Origin of the sequence: Pseudomonas sp. AP42, assembly GCF_001728935.1 — a bacterium.
GTDB classification, from domain to species: Bacteria; Pseudomonadota; Gammaproteobacteria; order Pseudomonadales; family Pseudomonadaceae; genus Aquipseudomonas; species Aquipseudomonas lactis.
Genome location: NZ_LYSO01000009.1, coordinates 75,638 through 94,773 on the forward strand (window position 1 = coordinate 75,638; position 19,136 = coordinate 94,773).

At 61.0% G+C, this 19,136-nt stretch carries 13 protein-coding genes, 1 other RNA gene and 1 pseudogene; 2 read left to right on the forward strand and 13 right to left on the reverse strand.

The window, feature by feature from the left end:
• Window positions 1–33 precede the first annotated feature (33 nt).
• From A7K61_RS05650 to A7K61_RS05665, 4 genes are all read right to left on the reverse strand, one after another.
• Entirely contained in the window at window positions 34–1,068 is a 1,035-nt protein-coding gene (locus A7K61_RS05650) for an NADP-dependent oxidoreductase (RefSeq protein ID WP_069557127.1), read from the reverse strand.
• A 139-nt stretch (window positions 1,069–1,207) separates the two neighbouring features.
• Window positions 1,208–1,546 carry a YbaB/EbfC family nucleoid-associated protein gene (locus A7K61_RS05655; RefSeq protein ID WP_069557128.1) on the reverse strand — a complete coding sequence of 113 codons (339 nt, stop codon included), beginning with the start codon at window positions 1,544–1,546 and terminating at the stop codon, window positions 1,208–1,210.
• A 43-nt stretch (window positions 1,547–1,589) separates the two neighbouring features.
• On the reverse strand, window positions 1,590–3,665 hold the full coding sequence (gene dnaX, locus A7K61_RS05660) for a DNA polymerase III subunit gamma/tau (RefSeq protein WP_069557129.1): 2,076 nt from the start codon (window positions 3,663–3,665) through the stop codon (window positions 1,590–1,592).
• 77 nt (window positions 3,666–3,742) lie between these two features.
• Entirely contained in the window at window positions 3,743–4,684 is a 942-nt protein-coding gene (locus A7K61_RS05665) for a DMT family transporter (protein WP_069557130.1), read from the reverse strand.
• A 98-nt stretch (window positions 4,685–4,782) separates the two neighbouring features.
• Between A7K61_RS05665 and A7K61_RS05670 the strand changes: the two genes are divergently transcribed.
• Window positions 4,783–5,646 carry a LysR family transcriptional regulator gene (locus tag A7K61_RS05670; protein WP_003193202.1) on the forward strand — a complete coding sequence of 288 codons (864 nt, stop codon included), beginning with the start codon at window positions 4,783–4,785 and terminating at the stop codon, window positions 5,644–5,646.
• A gap of 121 nt (window positions 5,647–5,767) precedes the next feature.
• Here the strand turns inward: A7K61_RS05670 and A7K61_RS05675 are convergent, their stop codons facing one another.
• From A7K61_RS05675 to A7K61_RS05695, 5 genes are all read right to left on the reverse strand, one after another.
• Window positions 5,768–6,358, reverse strand: a complete 591-nt coding sequence (locus A7K61_RS05675; protein ID WP_069557131.1) for a hypothetical protein — start codon at window positions 6,356–6,358, stop codon at window positions 5,768–5,770.
• A gap of 1 nt (window position 6,359) precedes the next feature.
• Window positions 6,360–7,406: an N-acetylmuramidase family protein gene (locus tag A7K61_RS05680; protein WP_047711554.1), complete on the reverse strand. Its 1,047-nt coding sequence runs from the start codon at window positions 7,404–7,406 to the stop codon at window positions 6,360–6,362.
• 158 nt (window positions 7,407–7,564) lie between these two features.
• Window positions 7,565–9,526 carry a hypothetical protein gene (locus A7K61_RS05685; protein WP_069557132.1) on the reverse strand — a complete coding sequence of 654 codons (1,962 nt, stop codon included), beginning with the start codon at window positions 9,524–9,526 and terminating at the stop codon, window positions 7,565–7,567.
• 151 nt (window positions 9,527–9,677) lie between these two features.
• Window positions 9,678–9,774: signal recognition particle sRNA small type (gene ffs / locus A7K61_RS05690), an RNA gene on the reverse strand.
• 98 nt (window positions 9,775–9,872) lie between these two features.
• A complete protein-coding gene (locus tag A7K61_RS05695) occupies window positions 9,873–11,039 on the reverse strand; it encodes a putative zinc-binding metallopeptidase (protein ID WP_047711556.1) in 1,167 nt (388 codons plus the stop codon).
• Between the two features lie 48 nt (window positions 11,040–11,087).
• Between A7K61_RS05695 and A7K61_RS33545 the strand changes: the two are divergent.
• Window positions 11,088–11,210 (forward strand): annotated as a pseudogene (locus A7K61_RS33545) (outer membrane lipoprotein carrier protein LolA); the annotation flags it as partial.
• Window positions 11,211–11,224: 14 nt separating this feature from the next.
• On the opposite strand, the gene ligA reads toward A7K61_RS33545, so the two are convergent.
• The 4 genes from ligA to A7K61_RS05715 all read right to left on the reverse strand — a co-directional run bounded on the left by ligA (window position 11,225) and on the right by A7K61_RS05715 (window position 18,951).
• Window positions 11,225–13,591: an NAD-dependent DNA ligase LigA gene (ligA, locus tag A7K61_RS05700; RefSeq protein WP_069557133.1), complete on the reverse strand. Its 2,367-nt coding sequence runs from the start codon at window positions 13,589–13,591 to the stop codon at window positions 11,225–11,227.
• Between the two features lie 87 nt (window positions 13,592–13,678).
• Entirely contained in the window at window positions 13,679–14,542 is an 864-nt protein-coding gene (gene zipA / locus A7K61_RS05705) for a cell division protein ZipA (RefSeq protein ID WP_032895820.1), read from the reverse strand.
• A 258-nt stretch (window positions 14,543–14,800) separates the two neighbouring features.
• A complete protein-coding gene (gene smc, locus A7K61_RS05710) occupies window positions 14,801–18,289 on the reverse strand; it encodes a chromosome segregation protein SMC (RefSeq protein WP_069557134.1) in 3,489 nt (1,162 codons plus the stop codon).
• 2 nt (window positions 18,290–18,291) lie between these two features.
• Window positions 18,292–18,951 carry a GntR family transcriptional regulator gene (locus A7K61_RS05715; protein ID WP_044275079.1) on the reverse strand — a complete coding sequence of 220 codons (660 nt, stop codon included), beginning with the start codon at window positions 18,949–18,951 and terminating at the stop codon, window positions 18,292–18,294.
• Between the last annotated feature and the right edge of the window lie 185 nt (window positions 18,952–19,136).

Sequence of the window (19,136 nt, forward strand, 5' to 3'; positions counted from 1 at the left end):
TTTATACCCGCGCCCCGGATTAGCGTCAAATACTCAATCCTGCGCGACGCGCACCACCAACTTGCCGAAGTTGCGCCCTTCGAGCAGGCCGATAAAGGCTTCGGGCGCCTGCTCCAGGCCATCGACCACGTCCTCGCGGAACTTGATCTTGCCCTCGCGCACCCAAGGCGCCATGGCGCTGAGGAACTCCGGCTGGCGGTCGCCGTAGTCATCGAACACGATAAAGCCCTGGATGCGCACCCGCTTGGTCAGCAAGGTGCGTTGCAGCGTCGGCAAACGGTCAGGGCCACTGGGCGCTTCATGGGCGTTATAGCCGGCGATCAACCCGCACAGCGGCACGCGCGCCTTGGGGTTGAGCAAAGGCAGCACGGCATCGAAGACTTTACCGCCGACGTTTTCAAAGTAGATGTCCACGCCTTTGAAGCAGGCCAGGGCCAGTTCATGGGCGAAATCTTCGCGCTTGTGGTCGATACAGGCGTCAAAGCCCAACTCATCCACCACATAGCGGCACTTGTCGGCGCCACCGGCAATGCCCACCACGCGCAAGCCCTTGAGCTTGGCCACCTGGCCCACCACCGACCCCACCGCGCCAGACGCAGCCGCCACCACCAGGGTTTCCCCGGCCTTGGGCTGGCCGATATCCATCAGGCCCATATAGGCGGTCATGCCCGGCATACCCAGTACGCCCAAGGCCATCGACGGGCTCGGCAGGCCCTTGGGCAGCGGGATCAGGTTTTGGCCTTCGCAAATACAGTGGCTTTGCCAGCCAGTGGCGCCGACCACCAGGTCGCCCACTTCGAATTTCGGGTTGCGCGATTGCTCGACACGGCTGACAGCCCCACCGGTCATCACCTCGCCGATTTCCACGGGTGCTGCGTAGGACGGCGCGTCACTCATGCGTCCACGCATGTAGGGGTCCAAAGACAGGTACAGCGTCTTGAGCAGCACCTGGCCGTCTGCCAGCTCCGGCAGGCTCACGCGTTCCAGGCGAAAGTTTTCCGGCGTGGGGGCGCCTTGAGGGCGTGAGACCAGAACGGTGCGTTGGTTGAGCGTCATTTCTTGAGGCATCAGCGGGGCTCCTTTATCGGTGAGTGGTTTCAACGGTATAGGGTGCAGACCATCGGTGAAGGCTTGGGGTTCGATGTTTCGACCGCGCAAAAAAATGCCAGGCGCTATGCCTGGCATTTGAGTCTAGCTAAAGCGTGTATCAGAACGGCTGTTTCATGCCCGGTGGCAGTTGCATGCCAGCGGTCACGCCGGACATTTTGTCCTGGCTGTTGGCTTCGATCTTGCGCACAGCGTCATTGACGGCTGCGGCGAACAGCGCTTCGAGCATTTCCAGGTCATCTTCACCCACGCCCGGCAATACGCTTGGGTCGATGCTGACACGCTTGATGTCGTGACGACCGGTCATCACCACGCTGACCATATCGCCACCGGCTTTACCGGTGACTTCGGCGTTGGCCAGTTCTTCCTGCATCTTGGCCATTTTTTCCTGCATCTGCTGCGCCTGCTTCATCAGGCCGGCCATGCCACCTTTCATCATGGGAATCACCTCAAAAGTACGTGGATCAATGAGTAGCCCGGAGTCATGACGCTTGGGACACCGGGGCTTCGACAGGTTCAATAGTATCGTGGCGGACGACCGCACCGAACTGTTGCATCATTTGTTGGATAAGCGGATCTGCGTGGATCGAATCCTCGGCCTCGCGCTGGCGATTAAGGCGCCGACGGGTCGCGGCCTGGGCCGGGGTTTCCTGCTCGGGCTTGATCAGCTCGATGGCAATGGTCAGCGTGCGCCCATGGTACTGGTTGAGCGCATCGTTGAGCCGGCGCTGCTGGGTGGCGTTGAACAAGGCGCTATGGGCCGGGTCCAGGTGCAGCAGCCAGTGGTCGCCTTCGATGGAAATCAGGGTGCAGTTGGCGGCGATACTGCCGGTCATACCGGAGATCGGCAATTTCGGAAACAATTCCAGCCATTGCAAGGCCAGGCCGGTAGCCGGGGCCGCGGCAGGTTCTGCCTCGGGCTCGGGCGCAGGTTCGGCGGTGTGCTCGCTGGCCAAGTCGTCCAGGTAGCTGTAGGCCGAATCCATGTCCGGCTCGATGTAGTCTTCGTCCAGCGGCGGTTCGTCGTCCAGGTCAATGCCTGGGGTGGCCGCGTCAACCTGGGCGACCGTCGGCTCGGGAACCGGTGCCGATACCCACTCAGGGGCATCCGGCACCACGCTGTCCGGAGTCGGCGCAGGCATCGGCGTCAGCTCGGGCTGCTCGCCGGTGGTTTCCAGCACGGGCTCCACGGCGGGTTGTTGCTCGGGCTCTACTTGCGCTTCGATCGGGTCATTCCAAGGCAAGTCGACCACGGGCGCAGGCTCGATGACCGGCTCGGGCTCGACCACCGGCGCTACGGCAACCGGCGCAGGTTCGGGCTCAGGTGCCGGCGCAACCGGCTCAGGCACAGCAACCGCAGGCGCAGCAACCACTGGCGCAACAACGGCCGCGCCAGCCACGGGTTTGGCGGAATCAACTGTGGCCTGGCTGATCCCCACTGGCTTTAGCGGCTGTCTCGGCGCGTCTGCCGAATCTGCTGGCCGGAACGCCAGCATGCGCAGCAGCACCATTTCAAAGCCACCCCGCGGGTCGGGTGCCAGGGGCAGGTCGCGGCGGCCGATCAGGCCCATCTGGTAGTAGAACTGTACGTCTTCGGCCGGCAAGGCTTGGGCAAGGGCCAATACGCGATCACGGTCGCCATGGCCGTTGTCCACGCCTTCCGGCAGGGCCTGGGCGATGGCGACGCGGTGCAATACGTTGAGAATTTCCGAGAGCACACCGTTCCAGTCCGGGCCTTGCTCCGACAGGTGGCGCACGGCCTCGAGCAACGCCTTGGCGTCACCCTCGATCAGCGCGTGCAGCACGTCGAACACCTGGCCGTGGTCCAGGGTACCGAGCATGGCGCGCACGTCGGCGGCCATGACCTTGCCTTCACCAAACGCGATGGCCTGGTCGGTGAGGCTCATGGCATCGCGCATCGAACCATCGGCGGCACGGCCCAGCAACCACAGCGCGTCGTCTTCGAACGGTACGTTCTCGACGCCCAGCACATGGGTCAAATGCTCGACCACACGCTCGGGGGTCATGTTTTTCAGGGAGAACTGCAAGCACCGCGACAAAATCGTTGCCGGAAGTTTCTGCGGGTCGGTGGTGGCCAGGATGAACTTGACGTAGGGCGGCGGCTCTTCCAGGGTTTTCAACAAGGCGTTGAAGGAGTGGCTGGACAGCATGTGCACTTCGTCGATCAGGTAGACCTTGAAGCGGCCACGGCTCGGCGCGTACTGCACGTTGTCCAGCAGCTCGCGGGTGTCTTCGACCTTGGTACGGCTCGCGGCGTCGATCTCGATCAGGTCGACGAAACGCCCTTCGTCGATCTCACGGCACACCGAACAGGTGCCACAAGGCGTCGAGGTGATACCGGTTTCACAATTCAGGCACTTGGCGATGATGCGCGCAATCGTGGTCTTGCCCACCCCGCGTGTACCGGTGAACAGGTAGGCGTGGTGCAGCCGTTGGCTGTCCAAGGCATTGATCAGAGCCTTGAGCACATGGGTCTGGCCGACCATTTCGCGGAACGAGCGCGGGCGCCATTTACGTGCAAGAACCTGATAACTCATCGAAAACCGTCGCAACTGGGAAGCGGAAGCCGGTAATGCTAGCGGAGCAAGGGGGAAATTGCATCCGGCACGCTCGTCTAATCTGACGAAGCTTGTTCAATTGGCCTCCCGGAGGGCACCTGCGGGCGATTTGCTGGCACCTTGGAGCGCCCACGCCCTTCCAGACTGATAGCGGCGACACTTGCCAGCACGATCACTGCGCCCAGCATCACCTGCAGGGTGACGTGTTCGCCAAGCAGCGTGGCGGCCATCAGCATGGCAACCGGTGGAATCAGGTACATCGCCACCGACGCACGACTGACCTCGACGTGCTTCAACACGTAACCCCAGGCCAGATAAGCCAAGGCACTGGGGAAAATACCCAGCACCAGCACGGCAAGATTCTCCACCATCGGTGCCTGCACGATGGCGACGGGCAGGCCCGGCAGGTTCACGCACAGCATCAGGGTGCCAGACCACACCATGTAGCACGCCATGGTCAACGGGCTGTAGCGCTGGGCATGATGCCGCTGGATGGCGAAGTACACACTCCATGAGCAGGCCGCCAACAAGATCAGCAAACCCCGTGGGTTGATATCGCCTATGCCCCGGTCGCCCCAGATCACCACCACTACTCCGGCCAACCCCAACAGCACGCAGCCCCAGCGCCAGGCGCTGACCCGCTCTTTCAAGCACAAAAACGCGATCAACACACTGAACAACGGCGCCGACTGCGCCAACACACTCGACGCTGCCGCCGTCACCCATTGTTGCCCATAGTTGAGACTGGTGTGGTGCAGGAACACCCCGAAAAAGCCCAGCACCAACAGCCACGGCACGTCGCGCAACGGTGGCCGTCCAATGCCCACCACCCAGGCCACACCGCCCATGAATACCGACGCGATCAGAAACCGCAGCAGCGCCAATTGGCCGGGGCTATAACTGTGCAGCCCCATGTGCACGCCGATCGGCGAATACGCCCAACAGAGGATAACGCTGGCAATGACTAGCGTAAGCTTTAGAGGTGACGGAGTATTCATCGACAGCATCCACGCAAAAGGAATGCTGCCAGTCTTGGCCCACGCCAGGCATAGGACAATTAAGCGTTTCTGACTTCTGAAATCACTGGAACTGAGCAATGGAACTGGCCCAACTGAAAATGGTGCGAGCCGTGGCGCAAACCGGCAGCGTGGCCCAGGCTGCGCTGCAATTGCACTGCGTGCCGTCCAACATCACCACGCGCATCAAGCAGCTGGAAAGCGAGTTGGGCACGCCGTTGTTTATCCGTGCTGGCCGAGGGCTGGCGATCAGCGCTGCGGGAGAGATCTTCCTGGATTACTGCGAACGTATCCTGGCGCTGGTGGATGAATCCAAACGCGCGGTGGATGCCAACGCCATTCCCCGTGGCACCTTGCGCATCGGTGCGGTGGAATCCAGTGCCAGCGGGCGCCTGCCGCCATTGCTGGCGGAATACCACCGGCGTTATCCCGATGTCAGCCTGGAACTGGTCACCGGTGCCTGGGCGCAACTGCTGGACGACCTGCAACACCACCGCCTGGATGTGGCACTGGTGGCCGCCGGCGGCAAACGCACGAAGCTGGAACAGAGCGTGGTCTACAGTGAACGCCTGGTGCTGATCGCCAGCGCGTGCAGCGCACCTATCAACAGCGCCGAGGACTTGGCCGGCCGTACATTGCTGGTATGGCCGCCGGGCTGCCCTTATCGCGCCGCCCTGGAAAACTGGCTCAAGCCCCACGACGTCAAGCCTGCGATCGCCAGCTATGCCAGTTGGGGCACGATCATCGGATGCGTCAGTGCGGGGATTGGCGTGGCGTTGGCACCCGAGGGGATCCTGGCGCGCTATGAGCAGGCCAATCAGCTGGCGTCGTATCGCTTTGAAGCGCTGGCGCCCGTGGACAACCTGTTGTTCTGGCACACGGACACCCAGCGGCACCTGGCGCGAGATGCGTTTGCCGGGCTACTGCGCGAGACCTTTGGCTGACTCGCCCTAATACCCCTAATGTAGGAGCGAGCTTGCTCGCGAAAAACTCACAGGCGCCGCGTTTATTCAGAAAGCACGCGTTATCGTTGAGGTTTTTCGCGAGCAAGCTCGCTCCTACAATTCAGGGCTTGGGCGCAGCCAATCGTGCGTACTGGGCCTGGCTGATCCAGCCCGTGAACGAACGGTCGTCAGCGTTGATAAATTCCACCTGCGCCCAGCCGTCCTTGAATGCCAGTACGCCCACCACGTCATGCTTGACGATGTAGGGCCGCTTTGCCGCTTTGGCGCCCGGCGTTTTCAGCAGGTAAGCCTTGTCGGCAGACACCGTCACCAAGCCGATCCATTGCTTGCTGGCGGTCTGGCTCAACTCCAGGCCGGTAGCGATTTCCGGCATCAGCACATTGATGCAGCCAGGGTGCTGGCGGCCCTGCTCCACCGTCAGGGTCACCCCGTCGGGCGCCGCGGCCACACTGCCTGGGTAGGCAGCGTCCAGCCAGGTGGTGAGCGCCTCTGGCTTGCCTTGGAGGTAGAACGTGCAACCACGGGCCACACCCTCGCCCATCGACTCCTGATAGAACCCCTCGACCTGATGCCCAGGCGTCACCGCCAGCATCAGCCCTTCATATTTACCTGAATGCAACGCCGCCGAGCCGGCCAACGCGGGCGCCACGGCGCACCACGACAACACTCCCATCGCCAGATAACGAATCATCTTATTTCTTCCCTTCAAAGGCTTCGTAGGCTTGTTTCATCAGGACGTCATAGTTGCCGTAATCATCGCCGTTATAGTTACGCGCCATGGCGGTGAAATCCTTGTTTTTCATCGCGCTCAACAATGCCGAGTTGTGGCTGCAGAGGCTGAGATAGGCCTTGAGTTGGTTACCGGCATTGATCTTCAATGACGCCACGAACTCAAACACGGTCTTGAATCCGCACGCCGCAAAATTGAACCCCATGATCTGAAACATGCCCCAGGAGGCCGACATCAGCGCGGCTTCCTGGTCCAGCGCAAAGGCAGTGGCCATGGTCTCCCAGGCCTTGACCTGATCCTTGTTGTTCGTCTGCCATTGCGGGCCGGCTTTTTTCTTGTAGACATACGACAGCAGCGGCTGCGACTGATCGTAGATGTGCTTGGTGTACTTGCGAAAGTGGTGCCCTTCAAAGGCGATGATCGGCAACTTGGCGGGCCCGAAACCCACCTTCCCGCCCGACTCCACCGTGGCGAACGCCTTGACCACATTCACCGAAATGCCGTTGCCCAATAGCTTGGCGGCATTCTGGAAATCCGTATCGCTCAAGGTTGTCCCGCCGTCGCAGGTGGACTGCATCATCAACTGCCGGTTACGCCGCTCAGCCTCGATGACCGCACGCACGCGGTCCAGGTACACATTGACCGTGGCCTGCACCGCATCGACGTTGTTATTGCCAAAGATATTGAGAAACGTCGGAATGCGCGTAGTGGGAAAAGCCCGCACCGGCACCTTCAGTGCCTCTTCGATCAGACTGTTGAACGTGCGCCCGGTGGGGTCGATCACGCCATCGGGATGGGCGTACTTGAGATGGCGAAACTGATACTGGCTGATGCACTGCACCAACTGGCCGTCGCACTTGCCGTTTTCGAGCAAGGCAAACCCCATCTTGGGAATGATCAAATTGAATAAATACTGGATGCACTGAACATCGGCGGGCAAGTTGCGGGCTTTGCCGGGCGTCCCTACCGGAGCACTGATAAGACGAGGCAACCCTTGCAGGCTTTTCATGACAGACATCCTTGTGAGTGAAAGAAGCGATAGCACTTCAATATCAAATCCATGCCCTTGTCATACTCTGAAACAAGTGGCCGGCGCAAGCTAACAAGGCGGTCTGCGGGTTGTCCAGAGGGCTTTATGAAAGTTGTGAAACAGCCGGATTAAATTGCTTAGTAACCGTGGGATTCACGGGTCTTTTGATACTTGTGGTAGTCGAGCCACTCGACCACATCGTAGGGCAGATACAACTGCACCCTGGCCCGTGAAATCGCGATATACACCGCGCAGAGTCGTTGATCGAACGCGTAGGCGTCCTGGAACTTCACATTGGTCAACAGTTCCGGGGTGAGCAGTACTCGGTCGAACTCCATGCCGCCCGCGTCCTGCGCCAGCATCAGCAGGACGCGCTCGTCCGGATGGCCGCTCAACCGGTTCAACCGCGTGACATCCGCCACGTTGAAGCCTTTTTCCAGCTCGGCCTCGACCCACACAAACGCCTCATCGAACTGGCAGGCTTCGCGCACCTGCTGCCAATCGGCCATATCGCTGAAAAACGGATGGGGGCCGAGGTCATTGAACTCATTGCTATAGAAATCGGGTTTGAACAACGCGATGACCGTGTCCATGAAGTGCTTGAGCGACTGCTGGGCCTCTTTGCTCGCCAGGCCGAACGCACAACGGGCGTGGCTCAGTTGGATCGCCCACTGCATGGTGTCCCAATGGGAGGCGGTCAACACCACGCAACCTTGCGGGGGCACAAAACCCTGGGGGTAAAACTCAATACCCACGTCGGCATCGCGGGCGCCCTCGAAAAGCGATTTGGTTTTTTCCGAGTGCAAGCTGATCAATGGGTTGACCAGGCGCTCGACATTGCGCCCGGAACGCACGGAGTAGCACACGTCGGTATGGCGAACCTCACGGGCGCGCTTGACCACGCCGCCGCTGGCCTGCTGATACTCATCCCCCAGGGTGATCAGCACCTGGCGGCCGCGCTCGATGATTTGCAGCAGCGGCGCCGGAATATCCTGGCTCTCATCGATCAGCACATGGGTATAGCGCTCGGGCACCACGCAGCCTGCCAGGCTCGCGCGTTTGATCATCAACAAGGCTTCAAACCCGGTGTGGCGGCCCCAGGCCGGGTTCGCCTCAAGGTAGCCCCACAACCGGCTGGAATATTCGAGCAGCACCCTGGCATCGACGCCGGCGAGCGGTTGCTTGAAATGCGGCAAATGCTGGGCCGACAGGCTGTACTCCCAAGAGCGGCAGTAGGCCTCAAGCACCTTGAGGCACACCTCCACCACCGCCTGCCCTTCCAGGCGGCGAAAACCAAAGATATTCAGTTCTTGAGCGAGCGCCTGTTTGGTCGGCACCCTCGCCGGCGTATTCAGCGGCTGTGGCCTGGGGCCATGCAACAGGGCATGGGCAAAGCCCTGGAAGGTATGCCCGGCCTTACGCTCCCGTACACCCACCATGCGGGCACGCAGGGTTTCGAGTTTTGCCGGGGTACGCGCCAGCAACAAGGTCTTTTCCGGGCGCAGGTGCTCCAGCAAGGCCACCAGTAGGTGACTCTTGCCAATGCCGGCGTAGCCTTGCACATGCAGGTCTTCGTTCAGGTTGGCGCGGAAGGTTCTGAGCAGCTTGTCCTGCTCGGCGCTCAACCAGCGTTCGCGGTGCCTGGGCGTGATCGCCTGCTGGCTGAACGGGTCATTGGCCTTGAGGTGGCGGACTTTATACTCGACGTCCCATTTGCCACTGGGCAACAGATAGTCCCGCGCCTGTACTTCCTCCTCCAGCAGAAAGCGCAGCTTCAAGCTTTTGACCACATTGAGGCCGAAGTACAACTTCCTCTGATCAAACAGCCGCTGCGCTTCAGAGAGCAGGGACACACTGGCCGAATGGCAGGCATCTACTGCCCAGTCAATCAGCTTGGCCAACACTTTTTCCGCACCGCTGGCGCTCAGGTCGCTTTCCGGCACCTGCGCCAGGTTCTGGATCACCAGCACCGCCGCCAATTGCGGCTCACTCAGGGCTACAAGCGCATCGAAACCCTTGCTGCCCAACAAACCCGCGCAGGTTTGCTCCGTGATCGGCAAGAAAACAGGGCTGGATAAGTCGAAATGTTCCGAGTGCATAGAGCCTCGTAGCCAGGGGGAAGAGACGCTTGGGAGTATGCCACTAGATGCGAAATGACCGTCATGCACTGTGCAATAAGCATCACAGATGACTGGCTGAAAATAACTTGGGTTTTAGAAGGGACTGCAGAAGGGAGCGTTATGGAGGCAACCCCACCAGCCACACCCCGGCACACAATGTTCCCGCTGTGGCTGCTGCCTTCCGGCTCTGACCAGGTTCACGGGTAATCGTTGCGGGGGGACCGATGGGGTCACCATAACGACGCTGCCTCTCGGCAAGCCGCGCCATTGTACCCATCTCATCGGAAGTTACAACCGTTGGTTCCGGATTAAAAAATGAGAAGGCTCAAGCACTTGCCATAACCCCATCGGCCCTGCCGCCTTCTTCCTGGATGACCAGGTGAATAAAGTGCAGCTTGGCAATCACCGCGGGCGGCAGCACAAAGGGATAGAAATCCGGCTGGCCCATGGCACGGGACAGTTCGTTGAGCATGCCGGCCAGTTCGATCCAGGCATTGACGAAGCAGAGGAATGCCGGGCCGCCAGGGTGTTGAGGGTCGTAGAGCGTGGTCAGGGGGAATGGCTGGTAATCCAGGTCCATCTCGCGGGCGCTCATGCCAAAGCCCAGGGCCGTGTCCACGGCGTCCATCATGTGCAGGTAGTGGGCCCAGGTTTCGGCCCAGTCTTCCCAGGGGTGCATGGTGGCGTAGGCGCTCACGCAGGTGAGTTGCCAGTCCGGGCGCGGGCCGTTCTGGTAGTGCCGGTCGAGGGCCTCGGCATAACTGGCGCGTTCGTCGCCGAACAGGTCGCGAAAAGGGCTAAGCCAGTGACCGTTGGCGATCAGGCGATCCCAGTAGTAATGGCCGACTTCATGGCGAAAATGGCCGAGCAAGGTGCGGTACGGCTCGCGCATCTGTACCCGGACTTTTTCGCGGTGGGCGTCATCGGCTTCCTTGATATCCAGGGTGATCAGCCCATTGGCGTGGCCGGTGGTGGGCGCGTTGCCTTCCAGGTCGATACCGATAAAGTCGAAGGCCAGGCCAGTCTCTTCGTCAACGCTCTTGGGCACCACTTGCAGGCCCAGGCTGATCAGTTGCGCCACCAGTCGGCGCTTGGCGGTTTCGACTTTGCGCCAGCGTTCGGGGTTTTCCGCAACGGAAAGATCAGGGATGGTGCGGTTCAGGCTACAGGCCACGCACAACGGCGCGGTGCTGTGGGCAGGAATCAGCCAGTTGCACGCGGCCGGTGAATCGAGGTTGGCGCAGCGCCGGAAAGCGCCGGCATCGAGATTGTCGTCGGCCAGCCACGTACCGACCACCGGCCCAGGTTGCAGGGACGACAGGCGGCTTTGCTGCGGCTGGTAACCCAACGCCGCCTGACAGGCCAGGCATTGGCTGTTGCGAAAGAACAGCGACTGGCCACACCGGCATTGCCACACCTTGCTGTTGCGCGAGGTTTCGGCCATGAACGGAGCGGCGATGCGCGTGCTGAGTTGCTCGAAGTAGCGGAACATGGCGATCTCTCCCTGGGGTGACAGAGACTAGATCATTTCTCGTGAGAGATCGTTCAACTACTCCCTGTAGGAGCGAGCTTGCTCGCGAAGATCGTCAACGATAACGCGGGCTGCCTGGTTCACAGCGGCGCCCTCCGGTTCTTCGCGAGCAAGCTCGCTCCTACAGTGTGGAGAGATCGCTCCGTTCAGACGGTGATGTTGTGCTTGGCCAGGAAGGCGACGAAGGCTTCCTCGTCCAGTACTTTCAGGCCCAGCTCATTGGCCTTGGCCAATTTCGAACCGGCGCCCGGCCCGGCCACCACGCAGTGGGTTTTCGCCGAAACGGAACCGGCCACCTTGGCCCCCAGGCTTTCGAGCTTGTCCTTGGCCACATCGCGACTCATCAGCTCCAGGGAGCCGGTGAGTACCCAGGTGTGCCCGGCTTCAGGTAAACCTTCGACGAGCTTTTTCTCGCTCTGCCAGTGCATGCCAAAGTCCTTGAGCTGTTGCTCGATAGCCAGGGCATGGTTGGCGTTGTCGGCATTGTCGAAAAACTCCCGTACAGCCTTGGCTTGCTTCTCGGGCAGCGCCTGGCGCATGTCGAGCCAGTCAGCCTTGATGACGCCTTCCAGCGAACCGAACTTGTCCGCGAGCTTCTGCGCCGCGCCTGGCCCCACCGACGGTACGTGCAGCTTGTCGAGCAAACCGCCCAAGGTGGTGCTGGCGGCGAATTCGGCGCTGAGTTCGCCTTGCTCCTGCAATTGCAGGCCGCATTCGTCCGGCGACAACAGCGCGCCAATCACCTGCTGGTTGTGGCCGTCTTCAAAGAAGCTATGGATCTCATGGGCCACTTCCAGCCCGACATCCGGCAAGTACGTCAGCACTTCTGGCAGCGCCTTTTGTACGCGCTCCAGGGACGCCAGCGAGCGCGCCAGAACCTTGGCCGTCTCCTCGCCCACATCGGGAATGCCCAAGGCGTAGATGAAGCGTGCCAGGGTCGGGGTCTTGCTGCTTTCGATGGCGCCGATCAGCTTCTTGCTGGAGATATCGGCAAAGCCTTCCAGGTCGATGATCTGTTCGTATTTGAGCTTGTAGAGATCGGCCGGCGAACCGATGAGCTGTTCATCCACCAGTTGCTCGATGGTCTTGTCACCCAGGCCGTCGATGTCCATGGCCCGGCGCGAGACGAAATGAATGATCGCCTGCTTGAGCTGCGCACCGCAGGCCAGCCGCCCGACGCAACGGTACACCGCGCCTTCGCTGACGGTTTCCTTGCCTTTGCTGCGCTTGACCAGTTGCGTGCGCTCCACATGGGATCCACACACCGGGCAATTTTGCGGGATCTGCACGGCGCGGGCGTTTTCCGGGCGGCGTTCAGTGACCACCGAGACCACCTGCGGAATCACATCACCGGCGCGGCGGATGATCACGGTGTCGCCGATCATCAGCCCCAGGCGTGCCACTTCGTCCATGTTGTGCAGGGTGGCATTGGACACGGTCACGCCGGCCACCTTGACCGGTTTGAGGCGCGCCACCGGCGTCACCGCACCGGTACGGCCGACCTGGAATTCCACGTCGAGCAGTTCGGTGAGTTCTTCCATGGCCGGGAATTTGTGCGCGATCGCCCAGCGCGGCTCGCGGGCGCGGAAGCCCAGTTCACGCTGGTAGGCAATGCTGTTGACCTTGAACACCACGCCGTCGATTTCGTAGCCCAGCGCATTGCGGCGCTCGCCGATGTCGCGGTAGTAGTCCAGGCATTCCTGGATACCCTTGGCCAGCTTCAATTCGTGGCTGATCGGCATGCCCCACTTCTGCAACTGCTTGAGGTTGCCGATATGGGTGTCGCTGATATCCGCGGTCACTTGGCCGATGCCATAGCAGCAGAACTCCAGCGGGCGACTGGCGGTAATCTTCGAGTCCAGTTGGCGCAGGCTGCCTGCTGCGGCGTTGCGCGGGTTGGCGAAGGTCTTGCCGCCCACTTCCAGTTGCGAGGCGTTCAATCGCTCGAAACCGGCCTTGGACATGAACACTTCACCGCGCACTTCCAGGGTGGCCGGCCAGCCCGTGCCGTGCAGTTTCAGAGGGATATTGCGCACGGTGCGCACATTGACGCTGATGTCCTCGCCGGTGGTGCCATCACCCCGGGTAGCACCGCGCACCAACTCGCCATCCTGGTACAGCAGGCTGACCGCCAGGCCGTCCAGCTTCGGCTCGCAGCTGTATTCCACCGCCGCGCCAGCGCCAAACAGATCGCCCACCGGCAGATCAAGGCCCTCGGTGACCCGGCGATCAAACTCCAGCATGGTGGTTTCATCAAAGGCGTTGCCCAGGCTGAGCATCGGGATTTCGTGCTTGACCTGGGTGAACGCCGACAACGCCGCACTGCCAACCCGCTGCGTCGGCGAATCACGCGTCACCAGTTCCGGGTGCTCGGCCTCCAGGGCCTTGAGCTCGTGGAACAGGCGGTCGTACTCGGCGTCCGGAATGCTCGGCTCGTCGAGGACGTGGTAACGGTAGTTGTGCTGATCCAGTTCAGCGCGCAGTTCGAGAATGCGGGTATGGGCGGCGGTCATGGGTGTTCTCTCATAAAGCAAAAGAGCAGCCGAAGCTGCTCAATATGTTAGTGCACGGATTCTACAGACAACGCTTAAGATCGATCCTCAGCGTTTCTGTGTCAGGGCGCGACGCTCGAACTCGACGATGCGCTGACGGTAGTGTTCGATGGTCTGGGCGGTAAGCACGCTGCGTTGGTCGTCCTTGAGCTCGCCGTTGAGTTCCTGGGACAGCTTGCGGGCGGCGGCCACCATCACGTCGAACGCTTGTTTGGGGTGACGCGGGCCTGGCAGGCCAAGGAAGAAGCTCACCGCCGGGGTGCTGAACAGGTCGATATCGTCCAGATCGAAGGTGCCCGGCTTGACCGCGTTGGCCATGGAGAACAGCACTTCGCCGTTACCGGCCATGCTTTCGTGACGATGGAAGATATCCATCTCGCCGAAACGCAGGCCGCTTTCGAGGATGTTCTGCAAGAGTGCCGGGCCTTTGAAACCGCCGGCGTCGCGGCAGATCACGCTGATGACCAGGACTTCTTCGGCCGCCGGCTGATCGTTCACCGATTGGCGTGCCGCGCTCTTGCTGGACGTCTCGTCCGGGAAATCGTCATCGCGGCTGCTGAAGCTCGGGCCATCATCGACGTCGAGGTTGAGGTCGCCCTGATGCGGCTCGGCAACCGCCGCGCTACCACGCTTGCCACGCTTGGACGACGGTTCGCGGGCTTCACGCAGCGGTGCGCTCATCGACGGCAAATCATGCTCGTCCAGTTGCGGCTCTTTGTGGGTATCCAGCACACGGGGCGGCCCCAGCAGCTCGGCGGCGCCGTCGTCGTCAGGCAAGTTGGACAGGTTTCGGTCCAGACGGAACTTGAGCTTGCCCTTGCCACCGCGCATGCGGCGCCAGCCATCAAAAAGAATACCGGCAATGACAATAATGCCGATGACGATCAGCCACTCGCGCAGACCGATTTCCATGTAATCCCGTGCCTCTAATAAAAAATGCTGAAAAATAAGGGGGTTAGCACCGTGCAAACCGCTTTAAAACGTGGCGCCAACTCTATGTTCTGACTGACGTTTTGCCCACGCACACGAAAAATTGACATTAAACTAGCACGACCAAAGATAACTTTACACCGTCTGTCAAAATGCCTTGAACAAATATGTCCATTTGCCACTTTCCCCAGACCGGTAAATCGCCCTACGCCGCGCTGTAAATTCTCTCTCCGGCATGGCTCAGGATTCCACCATCGCCATCGCCTCTTCCACATCCACTGCTACCAATCGCGAACAGCCCGGCTCATGCATCGTCACGCCCATCAACTGGTCGGCCATTTCCATGGCGATCTTGTTGTGGGTGATATAGATGAACTGCACGGTCTGGGACATCTCTTTAACCAACCGAGCGTAGCGTCCAACGTTAGCGTCATCCAGCGGTGCGTCAACTTCGTCGAGCATGCAGAACGGCGCCGGGTTCAACTTGAAGATGGCAAATACCAGGGCCAATGCGGTCAGGGCTTTTTCGCCGCCGGACAACAAATGGATGGTGCTGTTCTTCTTGCCCGGAGGCCGCGCCATGATCGTTACCCCTGTATCGAGTAGATCTTCGCCCGTCAGTTCCAAGTAGGCGCTGCCACCACCGAAAACTTTTGGGAATAACGCCTGTAAACCGCCATTAATCTGATCAAAGGTATCTTTGAAGCGGTTACGGGTTTCCTTGTCGATCTTGCGGATCACGTTTTCCAACGTGTCCAGGGCTTCAACCAGATCGGCGTCCTGGGCATCCAGATAACGTTTACGCTCGGACTGCTGCTGGTACTCATCGATGGCGGCGAGGTTGATCGCGCCCAGGCGTTGAATACGTGCGGCAATCCGTTCAAGTTCTTCTTCGGCGTCTTTCTCGTTGGCCTGGGCGGTCAGGGTGTTGAGTACGCCGTGCAGGTCATAGCCGTCTTCCAGCAATTGGTCTTGCAAGGTCTTGCGGCGCACGGTGAGGGCTTGCCATTCCATGCGTTGTTGTTCGAGCTGGCCGCGGATCAACTGGGACTGCTGCTCGGCCATGGTGCGGCGCTTTTCGGCGTCGCGTAGTTCGCGGTCGGCGTCTTCCAGGGCGATCTGTGCGGTCTTGAGTTCGACGTCGACGGTCATGCGCTTGTCGAGCAATTCCTCAAGCTTGAGGCGCAGCTCTTCCAGCGGCGCCTCGCCCTCCTCCAGGTTGAGGCTCAGTTGCTCGCGCTTTTCGGTCAGGCGTTCGGACTGCATCTCCAGGCGCTCAAGGGCCTGGCGCGTGGAATCGTGCTGGGCGCGCAACGAGCCCAGGCGTACGGCCAACTGATGGGCGTGATCCTTGTGCTGCCGGGCTTCCTGGCGCACGCGGTCAAGGCGCTCACGCAGGCTGTCGCGCTGGGCCAACAGCAATTCGCGCTGTTCGGTATCCAGGGCCATGCTGTCGAGGGCTTCCTGCAAGTGCAGGCGCGCTTCACCGATCTGTTCGTGTTCCAGGGCGCGCTGTTCGCCCATCTCGGCTACTTCTTCGTCAAGACGGGTGCGGCGCAGGGTCAATTGTTCGACCTTGGCCCTGCTCGCCGACAGTTGGGCTTTCAACTCGCCTTGCTGGCGCGCTTCGTCCTGCAACAGACGACGCAGGTGTTCGCGGCCGGTTTCCTGCTGACGCTGGGTGGCGCGCAGGGTTTGCAATTCAGTTTCCAGGCTTTCCAGGGTGGCTTCGCGTTCTTCACGCTCGGCGCTCAGGTTGACGATTTCCTGGCCACGGGCTAACACGCCACTTTCCGCTTCACTGGCGCGGCGCACCCGCAGGAAGTGGCGGCCGACCCAATAGCCATCGCGGCTGATCAGGCTTTCACCGGCCGCCAATTGCCCGCGTTGGGCCAGGGCTTGCTCAAGGGACTCCACCGGCCTGACCTGGCCCAGCCAGGGCGACAGATCTATCGCCGCCTCGACCTTGTCCAGCAAACTGCCCGGCACCCGCGTGCCGTCGGCCGCCGGGCTGAGCAGGCGCAAATCGCCCTGGGCAAACCCGGCCAGGTCGAAGCCGCCGAAATCATCCACCAGCACCGCTTGCAGATCGGCACCCAGCACGGTTTCCACCGCCAGTTCCCAGCCGGCTTCGACTTTCAAGCCTTCGGCCAGGCGCGGACGCTCGGCCAAATGCTGGTCGCGCAGCCATTCGGCGGTGCCGGTACCGGGGTCGAGCGCGGCTTGCTGCAAGGCTTCCAGCGAAGCCAACCGACCATTGAGCCGCTGCAAATCGCCTTGGGCCTGCTGCTGCGCCTGGGTCGCGGTGTGCAATTGCTGACGCAGTTGCTCCAGGCGCTCCACTTGCTGTTCTTCGCTGGCCTCCAGCTCTTCCAGGGTCATTTCGCTTTCGGCCAGTTGCTCGCTCAACTGCATGATTGCCGCGTCTTCCGGGTCGGCGGCGAGCAGTACGCGCTCTTCCTGCAGCCGGCGCTGGCGCTCGGCCAGGCGTTCCATGCTGGTTTCCAACTGCTGGATGCGCGACTGCTGCACCTCGGCCTGGCGGCGTGGCTCGGCGGAACGCAGGTTGAAAGCGTCCCACTGTTCCTGCCAACCGTGCATGGTAGTTTCGGATTCTTCCAGGGCCGCGGCGGCTTCTTCGGCGGCGGCGCTGGTGATTTCCTGCTCGGGGGTGAGCATATCCAGCTCTTCGCCCAGGGTCAGCAGCAAGGTGCGGTCATGGCCCAGGTGCGATTCGGTTTCCAGGCGTGCGCGTTCGGCTTCCTTCAAGTCGTCCTGCAACTGGCGCAAACGCTGCTGGCCGTGCTGGATACTCTGCTCGACCCGAGCAATGTCACCGCCCACCGAATAGAAGCGGCCCTGCACCAGATTGAAGCGTTCGGACAACTCATGGTGGCCGTCACGCAGGCGTTCAATGCTGGCGTCGGCGTTACGCTGCTCGGCCACCAGTGCTTCAAAGCTGACTTCCTGGGTGCCAATAATCGCTTCGCGCTGGCCCACCTGATCATTCAATGCCTGCCAGCGCAGGGCCGACAGTTGCGCCTTGAGCTGGCGCTCCTCGCCCTTGTATTCCTGATACTTCTCGGCGGCCTGGGCCTGGCGGTGCAGGCGTTCGAGCTGGCGCTCCAGCTCTTCACGCAGGTCGGTCAGGCGGGCGAGGTTTTCATGGGTACGGCGAATACGGTTTTCGGTCTCGCGGCGGCGCTCCTTGTATTTGGAGATGCCGGCCGCTTCTTCGATAAAGTTACGCAGGTCTTCGGGCTTGGCTTCGATCAGCTTGGAGATCATGCCCTGCTCGATGATCGAGTAGCTGCGCGGGCCCAGGCCGGTGCCGAGGAAAATATCGGTGATATCGCGACGGCGACACTTGGTGCCGTTGAGGAAGTAACTGTTCTGGCTGTCGCGGGTGACTTTACGACGGATGGAGATTTCCGCGTAGGCCGCGTATTCGCCGATCAGGGTGCCGTCGGAATTATCGAATACCAGCTCGATACTGGCCTGGCTCACCGGCTTGCGGCTGGTGGAGCCGTTGAAGATGACGTCGGTCATCGACTCGCCGCGCAGGTTTTTCGCCGAGCTCTCGCCCATCACCCAACGCACGGCGTCGATGATGTTCGACTTGCCGCAGCCATTGGGCCCCACCACCGCCGCCATGTTGCTGGGGAAGTTCACGGTGGTGGGGTCGACGAAGGATTTGAACCCCGCCAACTTGATGCACTTGAGCCGCACGCTTAGGCGTCCGCCAAGGCTGCGATGACCAGCGAACTGCTGCGCTGGCAATAGGCTGTGAGCACCAGGCGAATCTGCACCAGGTCACGGGCAAGCACCGCAGCGAGCAATTGCGCGAACAGCGCCTGGAACTCGCTCATGGACGCCTTGCGCTGATCCAGGGCCAGGTAATAAGCACGGTTCATCGCCGGTTGCAGGTTTTCGACAGTTTCCTGCAAATACGGGTTGTTGGCGAAGGGGTACGCAGCGCGCATCACGTTGAAGCTTTCTTCGACGAAGGCGCGGATGTCCTCGCGCTCCAGGCTCAGTTGCAGGCGTTGCTGGATCTGCAGGAACGGCGCCATGTCGGCCTGGGTCTGCCAGCCTTCGGCAACCGCATTGCCGAGCAGGATGTACATCTCGCCCATCAACGTACACAGGCTCTGCACCTTGTGCGCGGTGAGTTCGGTGACGTGGGCGCCACGGCGCGGCAGGATCGCAATCAGATGGCGGCGCTCAAGGATCAGCAAGGCTTCGCGCACGGAACCACGGCTGACGTTGAGCGCCAGCGTGACCTTCTGTTCCTGGATCCGCTCCCCAGGCTTGAGATCGCCGCGAATGATACGTTCGGCGAGGTGGTGAGCAATTTGCTCGGCGAGACTGTCCGGCGCCTTGAACGTCATGTTTTCCCTTCAAAATCTGCTATCGGTACAAGCGCCGCAGTGTAGCGCATTGGCCCGCTGATGGCGCTACGCCCACCGTGGCGAATTTGGCATGAAATAAGCAACGTTGAAAGCCTGTAAGCCGCCAAAAACGCCGGTTCCAGAAGACTGGACCATAATTGAACGTGTTGCGACCGCATTTTCTT

Coding starts and splice junctions, on each gene's coding strand:
- A7K61_RS05650 (WP_069557127.1), bottom strand. CDS start 1,068: ATGCCTCAAGAAATGACGCTCAACCAACGCACCGTTCTGGTCTCACGC.
- A7K61_RS05655 (WP_069557128.1), bottom strand. CDS start 1,546: ATGATGAAAGGTGGCATGGCCGGCCTGATGAAGCAGGCGCAGCAGATG.
- dnaX (WP_069557129.1), bottom strand. CDS start 3,665: ATGAGTTATCAGGTTCTTGCACGTAAATGGCGCCCGCGCTCGTTCCGC.
- A7K61_RS05665 (WP_069557130.1), bottom strand. CDS start 4,684: ATGAATACTCCGTCACCTCTAAAGCTTACGCTAGTCATTGCCAGCGTT.
- A7K61_RS05670 (WP_003193202.1), top strand. CDS start 4,783: ATGGAACTGGCCCAACTGAAAATGGTGCGAGCCGTGGCGCAAACCGGC.
- A7K61_RS05675 (WP_069557131.1), bottom strand. CDS start 6,358: ATGATTCGTTATCTGGCGATGGGAGTGTTGTCGTGGTGCGCCGTGGCG.
- A7K61_RS05680 (WP_047711554.1), bottom strand. CDS start 7,406: ATGAAAAGCCTGCAAGGGTTGCCTCGTCTTATCAGTGCTCCGGTAGGG.
- A7K61_RS05685 (WP_069557132.1), bottom strand. CDS start 9,526: ATGCACTCGGAACATTTCGACTTATCCAGCCCTGTTTTCTTGCCGATC.
- A7K61_RS05695 (WP_047711556.1), bottom strand. CDS start 11,039: ATGTTCCGCTACTTCGAGCAACTCAGCACGCGCATCGCCGCTCCGTTC.
- ligA (WP_069557133.1), bottom strand. CDS start 13,591: ATGACCGCCGCCCATACCCGCATTCTCGAACTGCGCGCTGAACTGGAT.
- zipA (WP_032895820.1), bottom strand. CDS start 14,542: ATGGAAATCGGTCTGCGCGAGTGGCTGATCGTCATCGGCATTATTGTC.
- A7K61_RS05715 (WP_044275079.1), bottom strand. CDS start 18,951: ATGACGTTCAAGGCGCCGGACAGTCTCGCCGAGCAAATTGCTCACCAC.